Annotated in this window: 12 protein-coding genes; 8 read left to right on the forward strand and 4 right to left on the reverse strand. The window is 55.8% G+C overall.

What is annotated here, in order from left to right:
• Positions 1-441 precede the first annotated feature (441 nt).
• Together katG and Poly41_RS15425 are read right to left on the reverse strand one after the other, a co-directional pair.
• On the reverse strand, positions 442-2,664 hold the full coding sequence (katG, locus tag Poly41_RS15420) for a catalase/peroxidase HPI (protein ID WP_197231400.1): 2,223 nt from the start codon (positions 2,662-2,664) through the stop codon (positions 442-444).
• A 344-nt stretch (positions 2,665-3,008) separates the two neighbouring features.
• Complete coding sequence (locus tag Poly41_RS15425; RefSeq protein WP_146527905.1) at positions 3,009-3,893, reverse strand: LysR family transcriptional regulator; 885 nt, start codon at positions 3,891-3,893, stop codon at positions 3,009-3,011.
• A gap of 954 nt (positions 3,894-4,847) precedes the next feature.
• On the opposite strand from Poly41_RS15425, the gene Poly41_RS15430 reads away from it, so the two are divergent.
• The 5 genes from Poly41_RS15430 (at position 4,848) to Poly41_RS15450 (ending at position 10,791) form a co-directional block, all read left to right on the forward strand.
• Positions 4,848-5,738: a DUF58 domain-containing protein gene (locus tag Poly41_RS15430; RefSeq protein WP_146527392.1), complete on the forward strand. Its 891-nt coding sequence runs from the start codon at positions 4,848-4,850 to the stop codon at positions 5,736-5,738.
• Between the two features lie 13 nt (positions 5,739-5,751).
• A complete protein-coding gene (locus Poly41_RS15435; RefSeq protein ID WP_146527394.1) occupies positions 5,752-7,725 on the forward strand; it encodes a vWA domain-containing protein in 1,974 nt (657 codons plus the stop codon).
• 128 nt (positions 7,726-7,853) lie between these two features.
• Positions 7,854-8,744 (forward strand): polysaccharide deacetylase family protein, encoded by an 891-nt coding sequence (locus Poly41_RS15440; RefSeq protein ID WP_231615683.1) that lies wholly within the window; start codon positions 7,854-7,856, stop codon positions 8,742-8,744.
• 237 nt (positions 8,745-8,981) lie between these two features.
• On the forward strand, positions 8,982-10,172 hold the full coding sequence (locus tag Poly41_RS15445; RefSeq protein WP_146527907.1) for a glycosyltransferase family 4 protein: 1,191 nt from the start codon (positions 8,982-8,984) through the stop codon (positions 10,170-10,172).
• Between the two features lie 10 nt (positions 10,173-10,182).
• The gene (locus Poly41_RS15450; RefSeq protein WP_146527395.1) at positions 10,183-10,791 is read left to right on the forward strand and encodes a lysophospholipid acyltransferase family protein; all 609 of its coding nucleotides are present in this window, start codon (positions 10,183-10,185) and stop codon (positions 10,789-10,791) included.
• Here Poly41_RS15450 and Poly41_RS15455 read toward each other — a convergent pair.
• The gene (locus tag Poly41_RS15455; protein WP_146527397.1) at positions 10,777-11,067 is read right to left on the reverse strand and encodes a hypothetical protein; all 291 of its coding nucleotides are present in this window, start codon (positions 11,065-11,067) and stop codon (positions 10,777-10,779) included. The two genes, Poly41_RS15450 and Poly41_RS15455, sit on opposite strands and share 15 nt — an antisense overlap.
• A gap of 33 nt (positions 11,068-11,100) precedes the next feature.
• Between Poly41_RS15455 and tsaE the strand changes: the two genes are divergently transcribed.
• From tsaE to Poly41_RS15470, 3 genes are read left to right on the forward strand one after another with little or no spacing between them, the layout of a single operon-like run.
• Entirely contained in the window at positions 11,101-11,601 is a 501-nt protein-coding gene (gene tsaE / locus Poly41_RS15460) for a tRNA (adenosine(37)-N6)-threonylcarbamoyltransferase complex ATPase subunit type 1 TsaE (protein WP_146527399.1), read from the forward strand.
• Positions 11,598-12,671: a phosphotransferase enzyme family protein gene (locus tag Poly41_RS15465; protein ID WP_146527401.1), complete on the forward strand. Its 1,074-nt coding sequence runs from the start codon at positions 11,598-11,600 to the stop codon at positions 12,669-12,671. The genes tsaE and Poly41_RS15465 overlap by 4 nt, the downstream gene beginning before the upstream one ends.
• Before the next feature lie 25 nt (positions 12,672-12,696).
• On the forward strand, positions 12,697-15,252 hold the full coding sequence (locus Poly41_RS15470) for a protein-disulfide reductase DsbD family protein (RefSeq protein ID WP_146527403.1): 2,556 nt from the start codon (positions 12,697-12,699) through the stop codon (positions 15,250-15,252).
• A gap of 308 nt (positions 15,253-15,560) precedes the next feature.
• Here the strand turns inward: Poly41_RS15470 and Poly41_RS15475 are convergent, their stop codons facing one another.
• A complete protein-coding gene (locus tag Poly41_RS15475; protein WP_146527405.1) occupies positions 15,561-17,192 on the reverse strand; it encodes a vWA domain-containing protein in 1,632 nt (543 codons plus the stop codon).
• Positions 17,193-17,329 lie beyond the last annotated feature (137 nt).

Below are 17,329 nucleotides of genomic sequence, written 5' to 3' on the forward strand. Positions count from 1 at the left end.
TCGTGTGGAGGGATAAATCAGGGCAAGGCAGTTTTCGATGCTGGGTCGAACGCGTCGTGTCGCTCACAGCCCAAGATCAAATAACGAATTACCGCGGGGGAGAAAAAACGCCGGCTGTCTCTCAAAGGGCCATGGGTTTGCGTCCAATCATACCCGAATGCCATTCGTCAGGCTGTTGGCCACAACATTTTAGAGTTTTCTGTCCGAGTTCTCCATACCATCGGCAAAATGCGAGTCGATCAATCTGGATTTTGCCTGAGAACCATCCGGCAAGGTCGTCGGCATCCCCCCAGGAAAACCTCGCCCTGACCGAAATCAAAGCAGCGGAGGATCATCGCAGGCGGAAATGGAACACGTTTGAGTTGATTTGCGTTCAACACCTTGTTCCATTCCCCACTGCGAATTCACTCCGCTCAATCCTTCAATTCGATCCCTTTATCGCTACGATCCGGTTCGTTGGGCCGGATCGAGGTCAAAGCGGTCGAGGTTCATCACCTTATTCCAGGCCGCGACGAAGTCATTGACAAACTTCTGTTTCGCGTCGGCACTGCCGTAGACTTCTGCGATGGCTCGAAGCTGCGAGTTGGATCCAAACACAAGATCGACGGAGCTGGCTGTCCATTTGACCTCTCCGGTCGTGCGGTCACGCCCTTCGAAGAAGTGCTCGCAGACGGGGGACTTCTGCCACTGGGTCTTCATGTCCAGCAGATTGACGAAGAAGTCATTGGTCAATTGGTCGGAATGCTTCGAGAAAACACCAAGTTTCTGGTTGTCCGAGTTGGCATTCAGGGCACGCATGCCGCCGATCAGAACGGTCATCTCGGGGGCCGTGAGCGTCAGCAGTTGGGCTCGATCGATCAGCAACTCTTCCGCAGGTCGATCGAGTTCGCGACTGGCGAAGTTGCGGAACCCGTCCGCGGTCGGCTCGAGTACGGCGAAGGCCTCGACGTCCGTTTGCTCTTGCGATGCGTCGGTACGGCCGGGCGCGAAGGGGACTTGCACGTCGTGTCCCGCGTTCTTGGCGGCGGCCTCGACGGCGGCACACCCGCCCAGCACGATCAGGTCAGCGAGCGAGACTTTCTTGCCACCCGATTGTGAACCGTTGAATTCCGTTTGGACTTGCTCCAAGGTCTGCAAGACGTGCCGCAATTCATTGGGATTGTTGACCGCCCAGTCTTTTTGTGGCGCGAGCCGAATCCGTGCGCCGTTGGCTCCACCACGCTTGTCCGACCCACGAAACGTTGACGCCGATGCCCACGCCGTCGAAACCAATTGTGACAGGGAAAGCCCCGAATCGAGCAGTCTACGTTTCAGTACAACCATGTCTGCATCGTCGATCAGCTCATGATCCACCTCGGGGACAGGGTCTTGCCACAAGAAAGTCTCGGCGGGAACTTCGGGGCCCAGGTAACGCGATACTGGTCCCATGTCGCGATGCGTGAGCTTGAACCATGCCTTGGCGAACGCTTGTTCGAATTGATCGGGGTGCTCGTAGAACCGTTTTGAAATTGGACCATAGATGGGGTCCATTCTTAGCGCCATGTCGGTCGTGAACATGATCGGGGGATGGGCTTTGTTGGGATCGTGTGCATCCGGCACGATGTCCGCAGCAGCGGGGTCCGTTGGAATCCATTGCCACGCACCCGCAGGGCTTTTCACCAGATCCCAGTCGTAGCCAAGCAGGTGGTCGAAGTAGCCGTTGGACCATTCGGTCGGTGTCGAAGTCCAAGCGCCTTCCAAGCCGCTGGTGATCGTATCGCCCGCATTCCCCTTTCCGAACGTATTCTTCCAACCGAGGCCTTGTTCCTCGATGCTGGCTCCTTCGGGTTCAGGGCCGACGTTGCCTTCGGGAGGTGCGGCACCATGAGATTTCCCGAAGGTGTGTCCGCCTGCGATCAGGGCGACCGTTTCTTCGTCATTCATCGCCATCCGAGCGAACGTCTCTCGAATGTCCTTGGCCGCCGCCAGTGCACTCGGTTTGCCGTTGGGGCCTTCTGGGTTGACGTAGATCAATCCCATTTGAACCGCGGCCAGCGGATTGGCGAGTTCACGATCCCCCGAATAACGCATGTCACCGAGCCAGGCGGTTTCCGGCCCCCAATCAACGTCGTTTTGGGGTTCCCAAACATCGGCGCGGCCCCCCGCGAAACCGAGCGTTTCAAACCCCATCGACTCCAACGCGACATTGCCGGTTAAGACCATCAGGTCAGCCCAGGAGATTTGGTTCCCGTATTTCTGTTTGATGGGCCAAAGCAGTCGACGAGCCTTATCGAGGTTGGCGTTATCGGGCCAGCTATTCAGAGGCGCGAAACGCTGCGTGCCGTACGAGGCGCCGCCGCGACCGTCGGAGACTCGATAGGTCCCTGCACTGTGCCACGCCATCCGAATGAACAGCGGCCCATAGTTGCCGTAGTCGGCTGGCCACCACGGCTGTGACGTCGTCATCAATTCTTCAATGTCTTGCTTTAACGCAGCCAGGTCAAGTTTCTTGAACGCTTCGGCGTAGCGAAACGAATCCGACATGGGATTGCTCTTGGCCGAATTTTGATGAAGGATTTGCAGGTTCAACTGGTTGGGCCACCAGTCGCCATTGGAGTAGGCTCCGGCCGACGTGTGTCTGCCGGCTAACCCTTCTCCGATCACAGGGCACTTGCTGGCATCCATCGGTCGTTGTTCAGGCGATGTGGCGGTCCGCGAACTTTGAGCGAACAGAGGGGGGGCGATGCATAGCAGCGCGATGCCGGTGACGACACCGGCAAGGTGAGTTGTCGAGATCATGATTTCTCCTCGGAACGGGGGTGGGAATTCAACGCATCCAATGTGTAAGGACAGGTCGACTTCCACTCATTCTGGACGATTGCGATCTATTCGTCCAATGCAATGTTTGCATAGGTTCTATGCGTGGTGTGCATGGCGAGTCGCAGCGCGATCGGGCGAGCCGGCGGCGCACGGTTATGGGATGCACAGGGAGGTCCTGCTTGCTTCGGCCCCCCCCCCCCGAGGGTTGCTCACGAAAATGCTTTGGAGTACTCCTGCAAATAGTCTCGAAACTCTCGCAGTAAACGACTTTGAAAGCGGTACGGATTCCAAACGGCGGCGATGGTTCGTTTCGGTTTCATGCCGTGAAGGGAGCGATACGTGCGACGTTTGGTCCGATCCAATCGCTTGGCCATTGCGGGGATCATCGATACTCCGTGTCCAAGCGAAACCAGCTCCTGCACCATCACCAACTGACTGGTTCGTTCCACGGCAACCGGCTGAATGGAGCGTTGCCGGCAAAAAGAAGTGATGTTGTCGGACAGGCAGTGGGCCTCATCGAGGAGCACGAAGGGATAGTGTTCGACGTCCGCGATTCGGATCTGTCCTTTCTTCGCGAGTGGATGTTTCGGCGGCATGACGAGGATCAGTTCCTCTTCGAATAGCTTTTCGACTTCGACATACCGAGTGGGAACGGGCAACGCCAAGATGGCAACGTCAAGTTCCCCCTGCTTGCATCGTTTCATCAAGTTATCGGTTGTATCCTCTTGGACAATCAGACTTGCCTTTGGGTATAGATCCGAGAACTGACGCAACAGATCGGGTAAGAAGAAGGGAGCGATCGTAGGGATCGCACCGACGCGAATTCGCCCGCTTTGACCGTCGTCGCAGATCTCAGCTTTTGTGTCTTCGATAATCAGCAGAATTTGTTCGGCTCGACTCTGGAACAATAGCCCGACGTCTGTCAGTTCAACGGATCTGGGTTTGCGATCAAACAGCGGTTGTCCCAGTTCTTTTTCGAGTCGCTGGATCGACCGGCTAAGTGCCGGTTGCGATAGGTTTAATCGCTCGGCCGCGTGTGTAAAATTCTTCAATTCCGCCAAACACTGAAAGTGGGCGAGCTGCTCCATATCCATGGCAATCCAACCTGTCGGAAGATTCAATCTTGATTCGTCATCCTGACAACGCTCCGCAATGTGTCATTCACATCGATTGGATCCTAGCCATGCATCGGTGCGACGCACAGGGGAACCCCAACGCGTGGGATGTTCTCTAAACAAATTTCGGATTTCACTCTCCCGCTTGGAGGTTGTGCATTTTAGCGTCCCCCGTCTACAGAGATTAGAGTGATCGACACATGTCGCGCTGATGGATTCTGGCTCCCCACGCCCCGCGTGCTCGTGGGGAGAAGGCCCCCCGGGGTGCGCTGCTGCGCGTCGACCCTTAGCTCGGGAGTCCAACCGCTTCGCCGTATACAGAGTTCCGAAACTTATTTACCGAAGGTCCCGGTTTTCTGTCGAACCTTGTTTTTCGGGTAGGTGGTGGTGGATCTTGTTAAAGATCCTCACTCGCAGGGATCTTTAACAAGATCCACTACGCGAAAATTGAGTTGCCGCAGACCACTAGCGTTTGGCCGCTCGGACATGTCCGCGATTGTGGTACGGAAGGAGACGGCAAGAATGGCTCATCCGGCGGAAGCGTGCGCAGGAGGTTTTTCGAGGCATCTCTCCGGTGTCCAATCATTGCTGGCAGGAGCTATTTTCACTGGTTATCGTGCAGTTGCCGGGAGAAACGGAGTCGAGCTCTGCAGAGGTGCAACTTGACAAGGGGTATCCCGGTCGACGGTGCGCCAAGGGTGCTACCGGTTCCCGGCCGACGACCGTCCGTCGGGGACTCTTTTCTAAGAGATCATTGCACACCGGAGCCATACCTCCAAAAAACCTCGAGTCTGGGTTCCGCGCGCTTCCGTCGGATGAGACGGAAAGAATCCCTCTACCGCATTCGGGGGCGGCAATCGTGTATAAAGAGCTTTTGAAACTTGCGACACGGACGTTCTTTGACTTTTTTGGCAACCTTTTCTTTACTACCCCATGCCTGCAACTGAAACGGAACCCCTGCTCAGTCCCGAATTGCTCAGTCGCCTCGAGCGACTCGAACTCGTGTCGCGAAAGGTATTCCGCGGTCGAATGAAGGGTGAGCGACGCAGTCGTCGGAAAGGTCAGAGTGTCGAATTCGCGGACTTTCGACATTATGTCGCGGGCGATGACCTTCGCCTGATCGATTGGAACTTGTACGCTCGGCTTGATCAGCTATTCCTGAAGCTGTTTCTCGAAGAAGAGGACCTGCACTTTTTCGCATTGGTCGATGCCAGCGAGTCGATGAATTTTGGCGATCCAACCAAATTGCGAGTTGCCAAGCAACTTGCGGCTGCGTTGGGGTATGTCGGTTTGTGCCGAGCAGACCGAGTCAGCGTGTCGGTGCTTGGCCCCGAAGGACGCCGAGCACCCATCCTGCGTGGTCGTAGCGGATTGTGGAAAATGCTCGCTTACCTCGAATCGGTTCAAAGCGGGCACAATGTTTCGCTGTACGACGGCATTAAGGACTTCTCGCTCCGCAATGCGGGGACCGGCGTTGCCGTTTTGATGACCGACCTGATGGACAAGCAGGGTTATGAGGCTGCGATTCGCATGTTGATTGGCCGCCGAATGGATGTGTTTGTGATGCACATTTTGTCTCCCGAGGAATTGGATCCGCCGCTGCGAGGGGATCGAAAATTGATCGATGCCGAGGATCGCGACGAATCGGAAATCACGATCAATGCCTATGTGCTTCAAAAGTACAAGGACACCGTGCAGTCCTTCATCGCTGGGGCCAAACAATTTTGCTCGCAACGTTCGGTGGTTTACATCCCCGTCCGGACCGACACGCCCGTAGAAACGATTGTGACGCGGTACCTTCGTGAACGAGGGGTGGTGCGGTGAGAAAGGTCATGCGATGAGCTGGATATCAACGCTAACAGCCGGCGGATGGGTGCTGATGATTTTGGTCCCGATCGGGATCATCTTGTTGTATTTTCTGAAACTGCGGCGTGAACCCGTCGAAGTTCCCAGTACCTATTTGTGGGCGAAGACGATCGAGGATTTGCATGTCAACAGTCTGCTGCAGCGGCTGCGACGAAGTTTGCTGCTTTTCTTGCAATTGTTGATCGTTGGGCTTGCCGCGCTGGCGATGCTGCGGCCGGGGATTCGCGGTGAAATGGCTAGCCAAGGCCGATTGGTGTTTCTGCTCGATACCTCCGCCAGTATGCAGACGACCGACGTGCCAGGGCATCGCAATCGATTTGAGCGTGCCAAGCAGTTAATTGGCGATCGCATTGAGACGATGACCGACGAGGAAACTGCAATGTTGGTGGCGTTTAGTGATCGGGCTGAAGTGCTACAGTCGTTTACGTCAGAGCGGCGGCGACTTCGGGATGCTCTTTCTCGCGTTGAAGTGACCAATCGATCCACCGACGTACTTGGTGCGCTGAAGGCGGCCGATGGTTTGGCCAATCCGAGGCGTACGAGTGAAATCGGTGACGTGAACGATGTTCAAGTGGCGGATGCCAAGCCGGCGGATTTGCTGATGTACAGCGACGGAGGATTTCAAAATGTAACGGAGTTCAGCTTGGGGAACCTGATTCCTGAGTACATTGCTCTGGGAACTGACTCCCCCACGAATTTGGCGATCACTGCTTTTTCTGCGGAACGAAATGTTGAGAAGCCATCTGAAGTACAAGCATTTGCGACGGTTGTCAATCTTGGATCCCAGCCTGCAACCGCGACGGCATCCTTGACGCTTGAGGAGGAACTGTTGGATGCGTCGGGTGTCGATCTGCCGCCTGGCGAACAAGTTGGCTTGTCGTTTGCCTTCGAGAATGATGAAGCGGTTTCGTTGAAATTGTCACTCGACATCGACGACGATTTCGCTCTCGACAATGTTGCGTTTGCTGGATTGACGCCACTCCGCACGGTTTCGGTGTTGGTGGTCACGCCGGGCAACACGCCGCTGCGGCTTGCCCTGAACACTCCCAAGGCTTCGAAAATCTGCGTTTCGGAATTTGTCGCTCCGGCGTACTTGTCGACGGATGCTTACAAGCAACGATCCGCCGCAGGGGCGGATGACTTGATTATCTACGATCGCTGTTCGCCCGAGACGATGCCGATCACGAACACGTTTTTCGTTGGGGACTTGCCCCCCGGCGAGACATGGAAATGGCGCACCGATCCGTCGGGTGTGGTGTTGGTCGATTTGGATCGGACGCACCCGATGATGAGATATTTGGAACTGTTTTCCCTGCTGATCTTTAAAGGGCGATCGATCGACGGACCTGCGGGTTCCATGGAGCTGTTGGGCGCCGATATTGGTCCGATGATGGTTTTGGCCCCGCGCGACGGCTATCAAGACTTGGTGCTTGGTTTCGAATTGGTCAGCGAAGACGGCTCCGGAGAGACGCAGACGAATACAAATTGGTACGCCGAACGATCTTGGCCGGTGTTCGTGTTGAATGTGCTGCGCTACTTAGCCGGAGCGGCCGAAGCGAGCGGAGCGCCGTCGTTCAAGCCAGGCGACACGGTTCGGTTGCGTCTGGAAAGTGCGTTGCCACAAGTCACGGTGCAACATGCCGGCAGCGAGCCAACCATGGTACCGGTTGGTCCCTCGGGATTTACCGAAATCGTTATGACCGACCAGCCCGGCAACTACCAAGTCACCGCCAAGGATCGCGTCGTCGATCTGTTTTCGATCAATCTGTTTGACACTCGCGAGAGCACGATCGCAACCGCTCCGAGCGTGGAACTAGGGTACGAGTCGGTGGAGGCCGCCAGCGGAGGTGTCGAAAAGAGAAAAGAATACTGGCGTTGGTTATTGCTTGGGATGTTGGCGGTGTTGGCAACGGAGTGGTGGGTGTTCGCTCGCCGAGTCGGCTAACCGTTATAACCGTCATTCCGAGTGCTGCGTTCGTGGTTCCCCCCCGATGGAGAAGGTTTCGTTGCGGATTTGCCGTTTTGGGTGTCGTAAGGTTCAGCGTCAAGTCCATCTCTCGAGAACGCGACGCCATGAACCTGTTCCGATCCGCCGCTCTGAATGCCCGCGTTCTGTTGACCGCTCCGGTGCGAGAGGTCCGGAATCGATGGATGCAAAAGCAATTGGCTTCACCGATGTTCGTGCCGTTTTATCATCGGGTGGCTGATACCCATCCGAACGATTGGACGATCTCGTGTCATCAGTTTGAACGCCATGTGAACTATTGCGAATCAAGGTTCGATTTGATTGGCTTGGATGAACTCCAACGTCGCGTCGAGCAAAAGGACTCGCCACGTCCGAGTGTCACGTTTTCATTCGACGACGGTTATGCAGAGAATTGTGACTTTGCTTTGCCGCTCTTGGCGGAACGCGGCATCCCATGCATTTACTTTGTGGCAATCGATCATCTTCAACGTCAAATCCCCTTTCCTCATGATTGTGAGGCGGGCGTCCCGTTAGCGGTCAACACGCTGACCCAACTTCGCGAAATCGCGGCCATGGGAATTGAGATTGGTTTGCACACGCGCAACCATGTCGATTTTTCAAAAGTTACGGATCAACGGACGGTGCACCATGAAATCACGAATGCCAAGCAAGAACTCGAGCAGATGATCGGTAGTCGGGTTCGGTACTTTGCCTTCCCGTACGGACTACCTGCGCAATTGACGCGTGTTGCAATCGATGCGGTCTACGAATCTGGGATGGAGGGTTTTTGCAGTGCGTTCGGCGGTTACAACACGGTCGGCCGGGATTCGTTTCACATTCGTCGTTTTCATGGCGACACCTGTTTCGCTCGGCTTCAGAATTGGCTCAGCTTCGATCCCGAAAAACTAAGGCGTGAACCGGCGATCGACTATCGCATTGGACATGGAGCGTCTGCGAGGGAGTTCGGCCGTGTCAATTCCGAGGCGCTTCCGGTTTAAGAGGATTTGTTCCGAAGATCTGCGCATTCGTACGAGTTGACCGCCTTGTGGTCCCTGTCCAGAGCTTCCCTGTTCAGAGCTATCCTTGGCAACTCGCTGGTGTACCGGCGATCGCCATTTGAGAAACCACTTCCAACACAAATTACGTTCAGAAGAAAACATCGCATGTTGTCCTACATTTCAAATAGATTTGGATCGGTTCCCCAACGCCGCCAGCCTGGTGCGCCGCTCCGCTGCTTGTTCGTGATTACAAGCATGCCCGTTGGTGGTGCGGAGACGTTGCTGGTCAACTTGATGCGGCGGATGGACCGTGATGTGATGGTCCCTGAGGTTGCATGCTTGAAGGAGGCCGGACCGCTCGGGGAAGCAATCGGAGCGGAGTTTGCTGTCCATACCGATTTGTTGTCGGGGAAGTATGACCTGCGAGTTTTACCCCGCTTGGTGAGATTAATGCGGCAGCGGCGAATCGATGTCGTCGTGACCGTGGGCGCGGGTGACAAAATGTTTTGGGGGCGGATTGCCGCTAAGGTCGCTGGCGTTCCCGTGATTGTTTCGGCACTACACAGCACCGGTTGGCCTGACGGCGTTGGACGGCTGAATCGGATGCTGACGCCGCTCACCGACGCTTTCATTGCTGTTGCGGATTCTCATGGTGACTTTTTGAGAGACTTTGAAGGGTTTCCAGGCGAAAAGGTTCGTGTGATCCGAAACGGAATCGACTGCAATCGGTTTTCTCCGTCTGCGGGAAGCCGCCGTGAACTACGAGATGAACTCGGGCTTGCTGAGGAAACACCGATCGTTGGGATCGTTGCCGCCCTGCGCAGCGAGAAGAACCATGCGATGTTTGTTCGGGCTGCTGCCAAAGCCTCGGAGCGTTTTTCGAATGCCCATTGGGTGATCATTGGTGACGGTCCGCAACGACCGGCGATCGAAGATCTTTGCGATCGCTATGGAATCTCGGACCACGTCCACCTGCTTGGGACGCGGCATGACACACCGAAACTCGTTGCCGGATTTGACGTCTTTGCGTTGTCGTCGCTCAACGAGGCTTCGCCGGTATCGATTCTGGAAGCAATGGCCTGTGGCGTACCGGTGGTTGCGACGGATGTGGGATCGGTTTGCGAGTCGGTGATCGAGGGAGTGAGCGGTCATTTGGTTGCGTCCGAGGATGCCACCGGACTGGCCCAGGCGATAGGTCGACTGCTCGAGGATCCGCAAAAACGCCGCACGATGGGGGAAAGTGGACGTCGACAAGTCATCGCGACGGGGTCGCTTGAGGCGATGGTCGAGGGTTATCAGGCCCTCGCGACGCAGATTTACGATGCGAAAGCAGAAAAAGCGAAAACCGCTCGCCCTGAACGTGCACGCGATTTTCCGGCCGAACGGATTGCCGGCTTGCCGCTTCGCAAAGGATCGCTCAGCAAGTAGACTGCTCGACATGACCATCACCAGTCATGTTATCGTCCTGTTGGCTAAGATGTTCAGCGGGTTCACGGTTCGATGGGTTGACTGCCAACCGGACACGTGTCAACGCATCTATTTTGCCAATCACACCAGCCACCTCGACGCGGTCGTGTTGTGGTCGGCTTTGCCGCGCGATGTGCGAGCGGTCACGCGACCGGTTGCGGCCAAAGACTATTGGACATCGGGATGGGTGAAACCGCATATGGCACGCAGCTTCAACGCACTGCTAATTGACCGAAAAGAAATCAAGGTACACCGCAGCCCGATCGATTCGATGCTTGAGCAAATGGGGGACGTCTATTCCTTGATCGTCTTTCCCGAGGGAGGCCGATCATCGAGCGATAACGAAATGGGTGATTTTAAGAGTGGCCTCTACTACATGGGCAAGAAACGGCCCGACCTTGAACTGGTTCCGGTCTATATCGACAATGTGAATCGGATCTTGCCGCGTGGCGAATTCTTACCCGTGCCGCTGCTGAGTTGCATCACGATCGGGCCTCCGATCTTTCTTGAAGCGGGCGAACCAAAGGTGGAATTCCTGAAGCGTGCCCGCGAATCGGTTCGAAGGTTAAAGGAGCGATAGGGCTTCGCCCACTTCCTGCAAACGCTGGACAACGTTTTCGTCGATCAAGCCATCGCGGTTGGGGGCAACATCCAGCTTCGAGGGGTTGAAACTGAGTGGATCTTGACCCGGCTCAACCCATTCTTTTTCGTGAAACGTTCCCATGTTGAAATAGATGAACATCCCGAATTTCAATTCGAGAAACTCTTTGCGGAGCACTTCGAGATCTTGCGCCGTGGTCGAAAAAGGAAATTGCATGCTCAAGATGAAAAGTAAAAAACAGGAAATCGTTTTCATCGTTCTTTTCGGTGGGAAGAAGGGGTGGGACTCATGACGGACCTGATTGTACACCAAGTTGACATTCCACGATTGTTGTCGCTGGCACGGTTGTTCTGCGCGCACTTCCCTGGAGGAACCACGTTTGGTCTTGTGGGGACGCTCGGGGCTGGGAAAACTCGCTGGGTCCAAGCGATTGCCGATGCCAGTGGGATCGATGTGGCGGAAGTGACCAGCCCCACCTTTACCTTGTTGCAAAGTCATGCTGGTAACGACCGCGTGTTGCATCATCTCGATGCCTATCGGGTCGCGGATGAAGACGAGTTTCTCGAGCTTGGGGTCGACGAACTTTTCGACGACGAGCGAGCATGGACGCTCGTCGAATGGGCAAACCTGGTCCGTGATGTGATGCCCAAACAAACGGTCTGGATTTATTTCGATCTGGAGGCGGACGAGGAGTGTCGGACGATCCGGGTGGCCACTCGTGATCCTGCGAACCAAGCGAGGATCGACCAGCTCCGTCAGTCATGCCGTAGCCAGGGGGGGGCCGTTTGACATTTTCAGCGTCGGTCCAGTATGCCAACGAAGTGCTTCAACATGGGTTCGGCGACGGCGCGGGATCCGTTGCCTCGGTCCAGCCTGTTTCGCCAGGGATGAGTGGAGCGCAGGTGTATCGAGTTACCACCCGATCGGGCGAAGCCTTTGCGCTGAAGTGCTACCCCGCGATGGCGACGCTCGATCGCGTTCAGGAGATTCATCGTGTGATGCAAGCCGCTCGCAGCGCCGGTTGTGAACTGGTGCCACGGCTGATTTCCGCGCAGGGTTCGCGAGTGCCAGCGACAGCGATCCGCTATCGAACGGAATGCTGGGAATTGGTGACTTGGATGCCAGGCAACGCGTTGGATCGATCGGTCGATTCAGGGCCCTTGCTCGCTGCTGTCTCGCAGGGTGCTGCGGCGATCGCCCGTTTTCATCAGGCCGCACGTTCGCTGGGTACCCAAGTTCAAGTTCCACTCTGCATCCGATCTCGGCAATCGAGGATCGCCGAGGTCTCCCCTTTGTTGCGATCGCTTCTCACTCGCGATCTCGATTGCGTTGCGAATCCCTTGCTGCGGCAAACGGTCGCTTTGGCGGTCGATCGACTTCGTGACCGCTGGCACGCGGTATCGCGAAATGCGATGACTTCACTCGAGGCGCTCTCGCGAACCAAGGTCCCCTGTTCCTACGTGCTGCGCGACTGCCATCGCGAACACGTTTTCTTTACCGAGTTTCAGAACCATGGGTCCACGACGCGATCCGTGAGCGGAATCATCGACATGGACGCTGTTCGCATGGACGCCGCCGCGGCCGACCTCGCCCGCTGGACCGGTAGTTTTGTGAAAAACGGCATTTCTGTACACCAGTTATGGGATGCTGCTGTGGCGGGTTATCGGTTAGAATCGTCATTGAAGGTGCAGCAGGAAGCGTTAGCTCGTGAACTCGCGCCCATTTCCGCATGGATCAGTTTGGCAAACTGGGCGATTTGGCTGTTGCTTGAGCAGCGACGTTTTCCGGTCGCGGATGAGGCGATTCTCCGCAGGATCGAGCACTTGATCGAGGTGGTTGATCGATTCGAAACGGAATGAGAATTTATAGAGGCAGTTTTTAGAGATGATCAAAACGATATTCAGTTTCCTTGCACCCTTCGCGTTGCTCGCTGCTCTTGTCTCACCACCGCTGGTGGCTCAAGATGGGTTTGATGACAACGCCGGATTGTTCTCGGATTTTTCCCTCGGCGGTTTCGGTCAACCTGCGGACGAGTCAACGGTATGGACGGCGAAGTATTTTGCGACCCAAGACGGTGTCCGCGGGCGGCTTGATGTCGAAGTCAAAATCTCTCGCGGCTGGCACGTCTACTCGGTCACGCAGCCGCCGGGTGGACCGCTGCAAACCAAGCTGACCATCAAGGGCCCCGACGCTGTGAAGTTGGCGGGCGAATTTACCCCTTCGGAACCACCACTCAAGAGCGTTTCGACGATCTTCAAAGGTGTGACGATCGAAGAACATGACGGTTTGATCGTGTGGTCGGTACCGATCTTGATCCCGGATGGATTCCGCGATGCGATCACCGTGGGAGTCGATGCACAGGCATGCAAGACGGACGGGGCGTGTGTCCCGATTGAAGAATCGCTGGTCGCGTTGTTCGCAGGAACCATTGACCAAGTTGCGTCCCATTCTGAGAACAACACGGTGGCTCAAGGCGATGGACCGACGCTGGATGGCAAGATGGCCACCGCCGCTCCGCAGCAAACCTTTCGAGACGAGGATTACCAAGTCGCTTGGACAGCTGGGTTGGTTCCTTCGACGGTCGCGCCGGGGGGACGAGCACTTTTGACGTTCACGGCCAAGCCCGATTCGGGCTTCCACGTGTATCGTGCGGCAGTCGATGATGCCGATAGTTCGACGAACTTTGTGATGACCGAGAAAGCCGGTCTGCGAGTGGGGGCCCCTGCAGCGAGTAGCGAACCCCATGAGAGCAATTTGCTGAAGGGAATCTTCTACCACGATGGCAACGTCAGTTGGACCATGCCCGTCGAGGTTCCGGAAGATGCCAAGCCGGGTGAACACAAAATAAAAGGTGCCATTGGTTACCAGGCCTGTACCGATAGTAGTTGTCAGCAGCCCGTCGCACTCCAATTTTCCACGAACCTTACGGTGGGCCAACCCGATTCGACATCGCCTCGCCTCGCCTCCGTCGTGATGACATCGGCCAAGCGAGCCGACGTGCTTGATGCGGCAGCGATGACGCAGTGGGTCGACAAAGACGTCAAGGCCGATGGCACAAAGCCACAAAGCAATCTTTTGAGTGATGACAGCGACGGTACGGTCCAGCCCATTGTGATTGACGGTGGAGGAGATCGGCCATTTGCGCTGCTAATGATGTTCGCGTTTCTTGGCGGGCTGATTTTGAACGTGATGCCCTGTGTCTTGCCGGTCGTCGGAATCAAGGTCATGGGCTTCATTCAGCAAGCTGGTGCGGACCGAAAACGGGTCTTTTGGCTCAATGCGGTATATGCCGCAGGCATCTTGGTCGTTTTCGCGCTGCTGACAGTGCTGGCCGTCGTGTTTGGTATGGCTTGGGGCGAGCATTTTCAACGGTTCGAATTTCGATTGGGGATGACGGTCTTGGTGTTCGCGCTGGCGCTGAGCTATTTCGGATTCTGGGAAATACCGGTTCCCGGCATGGCGAGCGGGAAGCTTTCACAAGACTTGCAAAAACGCGAAGGGTACCCCGGCGCCTTCTTTAAGGGCGCCTTCGCAACGGTCTTGTCGACCCCCTGCAGCGGACCGGCGCTGGGAGTCGTGTTCCCCGCCGTTGCCTCGCTACCACCCCTTCAAGCGACGGCGCTAATGATGATGGTCGGCGTCGGGATGGCCTTTCCCTATATCTTGATCGGTATTTGGCCATCATTGGTGGCGTGGTTGCCGAAACCAGGCACGTGGATGGAAACCTTTAAGGAATTGATGGCGTTCCTGCTTCTCGGCACGGTCGCCTTTTTCTTCTTCATGTTCAGCGACGAGGTGCGATTGCCCGTCTTTGTGACGCTGATCGGTGTTTGGTTCGGGTGCTGGATCATTGGTAAAGTTCCAAACTGGGCTGATTTGCGAAGCCGAATGATCGCATGGGCCGGTGGCATCGTGTCTGCGACGGTGATCGGTATGATGGCGTTTCACTATTTGGAATCAGAGCCAGCTACCGCCTCCGTCGCGACAGCGAACATGCGGAGTCGTGCGAGTGGAGAGCTCGATTGGGAACCCTACAATGAGGCGAGATTGCAAGAACTGCAACAGCAAGGCCGTACGGTCATGGTGGATTTCACCGCACGTTGGTGTCCCAACTGTATTTTTAATTCCAAAGTTGCGTTGAATACCGAACCCACTCGAAAAATGGTTGAAGAGCTCAATGCAGTTCCGATGCTTGCCGATTGGACGAATCGGAATCTCGAAATCAAATCGAAGCTCGAAGAATTGCAAAGCCGCTCGATTCCGGTGCTGGCAATCTATCCTGGGTCACGCCCCAACCAGCCGATCGTGTTGCGAGATCTTGTCTCTCAATCCGCAGTGCTGAAAGCCCTCGAGCAGGCGGGGCCGAGCGTGCCGGGGTCATCGTCTTCGATCGCAACTCAGTTGAACGTGCCTCAGGTGGTGTCCACCACCGTGCACTAGCCCGGATGATTCGTAACCCAATGCATAAGCTTGTAAGCTAGACACAGGTGGTTCTCTATCCCGGAAGGGATTGCAAGCCATCAGAGCATTTCAAAAATTGACATGGGATGTAGGTCCGGTTCCTACCGGCCGAATCGAGGTAGTCCGGTGGGAACCGGACCTACGTGTTTTATGGAAATGCTCTAGCCGTAGGTCGCGATAGCGCACCTACGGTCAGCTAACAGCAAGAGAACTTTTCGACCCCGCAGGGTGTCGCAGCCCGCCTGGACTGATCTGCGGCCCTCGGCGTCGTTTGACCTGGGTTTCACTCACAGAGCGAGGGCGAGGCGTCGTGCCGTTTCCACGAGTTCTACCAGTTCTCGGCGAAGTCCATCTTCATCGCTGCCGATGGCCGTTTGCGCAATTTGTGCGACATGGTCGTAGGTCCAACTGCCACGAAACTCGCTATCACGGAGCAGCATCCCAAACGCGGCAACCGCGGCTGCAAATTTGAATTCGCGATCCGCCGAGGCAAACGTGCCCCCGTCATCGATAAACACATTGTTCATCAAACGGCTCTCCGTCTCTTCGGGCAACTTGTAACGTACCTTCAAGGTCAGCATTTCACCGCTATCGGCTGCGTGGGACGTATCACGCGGCTGCTGATACTTCAGCGGATCGATCGCAGGAACACCTGGCGATGATGGCAAACCTTCGGGAATGACTTCGTAGATCGCGGTTACCGAGTGCCCGGCGCCAATTTCGCCCGCGTCTTTCTTGTCATCATTAAAGTCTTGGGCCTCGAGCATTCGGTTTTCATAGCCGATCAATCGATAGGCTGAGACTACGTTTGGGTTAAACTCGACCTGGATTTTGACGTCCTTGGCAATCGTCACCAAGGTACCAGCGACCTGATCAACCAAGACCTTTTTCGCCTCGTTATCTGAATCGATAAAGGCATAGTTTCCGTTGCCGTGCCCGCTCACCTGTTCCAGCATCGCATCGTTGAAATTTCCCATCCCGAACCCGAGGACCGTCAAATCAATCCCACCGCGTGAGGCGTCCTTGATCATGCGTACCAACTCGTCGGTGCCGCTTGCACCGACATTAAAATCACCATCGGTACACAACATAACGCGGTTTGTGCCGCCGGCAACAAAATGGTCACGCGCGACCTGATAAGCCAGTTGCAATCCCTGCCCGCCGTTGGTGCTGCCGCCACTTTGTAGCCGGTCGAGTGCCGACATCAATGTGGCCGTTTGATTCGCTGGAGTGCTGTCGAGGACCAATCCTGCCGATCCAGCGTAGGCAACGATTGCGATTCGGTCCTTGCCGCTGAGTTGGGGCACGAGCAGTTGCAGTCCGCGTTTGAGCAGCGGTAACTTGTTCGCGGCCTTCATCGATCCCGACGTGTCGACGAGCAACACCAAATTGCACGCTGGGCGTTCTTGTTGGGGAACTTCCCGTCCTTTCATCGCAACGCGAAGCAGTCGATGTTGGTCGTTCCAAGGACAGTCGGTCGCGGCAAGATGGACCGCAAACGGATCGGATTGATCGTCCGTAGGGGGGGCATAGTCGTAAGGGAAATAGTTCACCAACTCTTCGATGCGAACGGCGTCGGGGCGAGGTAGTTGGTGATATTGAGTCAGAAATTGCCTCACTTTGCTGTAAGAAGCCGTGTCGACGTCGATCGAAAACGTGCTGAGGGGGTGCTCGGTGGCAACCAAGAAAGGATTTTCGACGATCAAATCGTATCGGTCACCGCGAGGATCGCTTTCAATGTCCGGGGGAAGGTCCATCACCTCTTGATCGAGCACTGCGCCGACGGATTCAAGAGGCCGGCCAGCATCCATCGCTAAGGACCTTGCCGACTCGACACTTGTTCGTGCCGCTTCTTGCCCGCAGCCAATAAGCATCAGCATGGCCAGGCTAAAACCGAGTTGCCTGTGTCGTGATTCCATCGCATCATCCTCTGTTTCGTTGAGTGCTATTTTGAACCGATCCGAAAAGGGGGCTGACACTCACTTGGTCTGAGCGTATCGGTCGCGATTCCATTGGAAAACAACGAGTTTTTGAGCAATCGAAACGTCGGTCGACA

Source organism: Novipirellula artificiosorum, assembly GCF_007860135.1.
GTDB classification, from domain to species: Bacteria; Planctomycetota; Planctomycetia; order Pirellulales; family Pirellulaceae; genus Novipirellula_A; species Novipirellula_A artificiosorum.

Bases quoted from the DNA above. Each gene is read 5' to 3' on its own strand.
- katG (WP_197231400.1), bottom strand. From the start codon at position 2,664: ATGGATGCCAGCAAGTGCCCTGTGATCGGAGAAGGGTTAGCCGGCAGA.
- Poly41_RS15425 (WP_146527905.1), bottom strand. From the start codon at position 3,893: ATGGATATGGAGCAGCTCGCCCACTTTCAGTGTTTGGCGGAATTGAAG.
- Poly41_RS15430 (WP_146527392.1), top strand. From the start codon at position 4,848: ATGCCTGCAACTGAAACGGAACCCCTGCTCAGTCCCGAATTGCTCAGT.
- Poly41_RS15435 (WP_146527394.1), top strand. From the start codon at position 5,752: ATGAGCTGGATATCAACGCTAACAGCCGGCGGATGGGTGCTGATGATT.
- Poly41_RS15440 (WP_231615683.1), top strand. From the start codon at position 7,854: ATGAACCTGTTCCGATCCGCCGCTCTGAATGCCCGCGTTCTGTTGACC.
- Poly41_RS15450 (WP_146527395.1), top strand. From the start codon at position 10,183: ATGACCATCACCAGTCATGTTATCGTCCTGTTGGCTAAGATGTTCAGC.
- Poly41_RS15455 (WP_146527397.1), bottom strand. From the start codon at position 11,067: ATGAAAACGATTTCCTGTTTTTTACTTTTCATCTTGAGCATGCAATTT.
- tsaE (WP_146527399.1), top strand. From the start codon at position 11,101: ATGACGGACCTGATTGTACACCAAGTTGACATTCCACGATTGTTGTCG.
- Poly41_RS15470 (WP_146527403.1), top strand. From the start codon at position 12,697: ATGATCAAAACGATATTCAGTTTCCTTGCACCCTTCGCGTTGCTCGCT.
- Poly41_RS15475 (WP_146527405.1), bottom strand. From the start codon at position 17,192: ATGGAATCACGACACAGGCAACTCGGTTTTAGCCTGGCCATGCTGATG.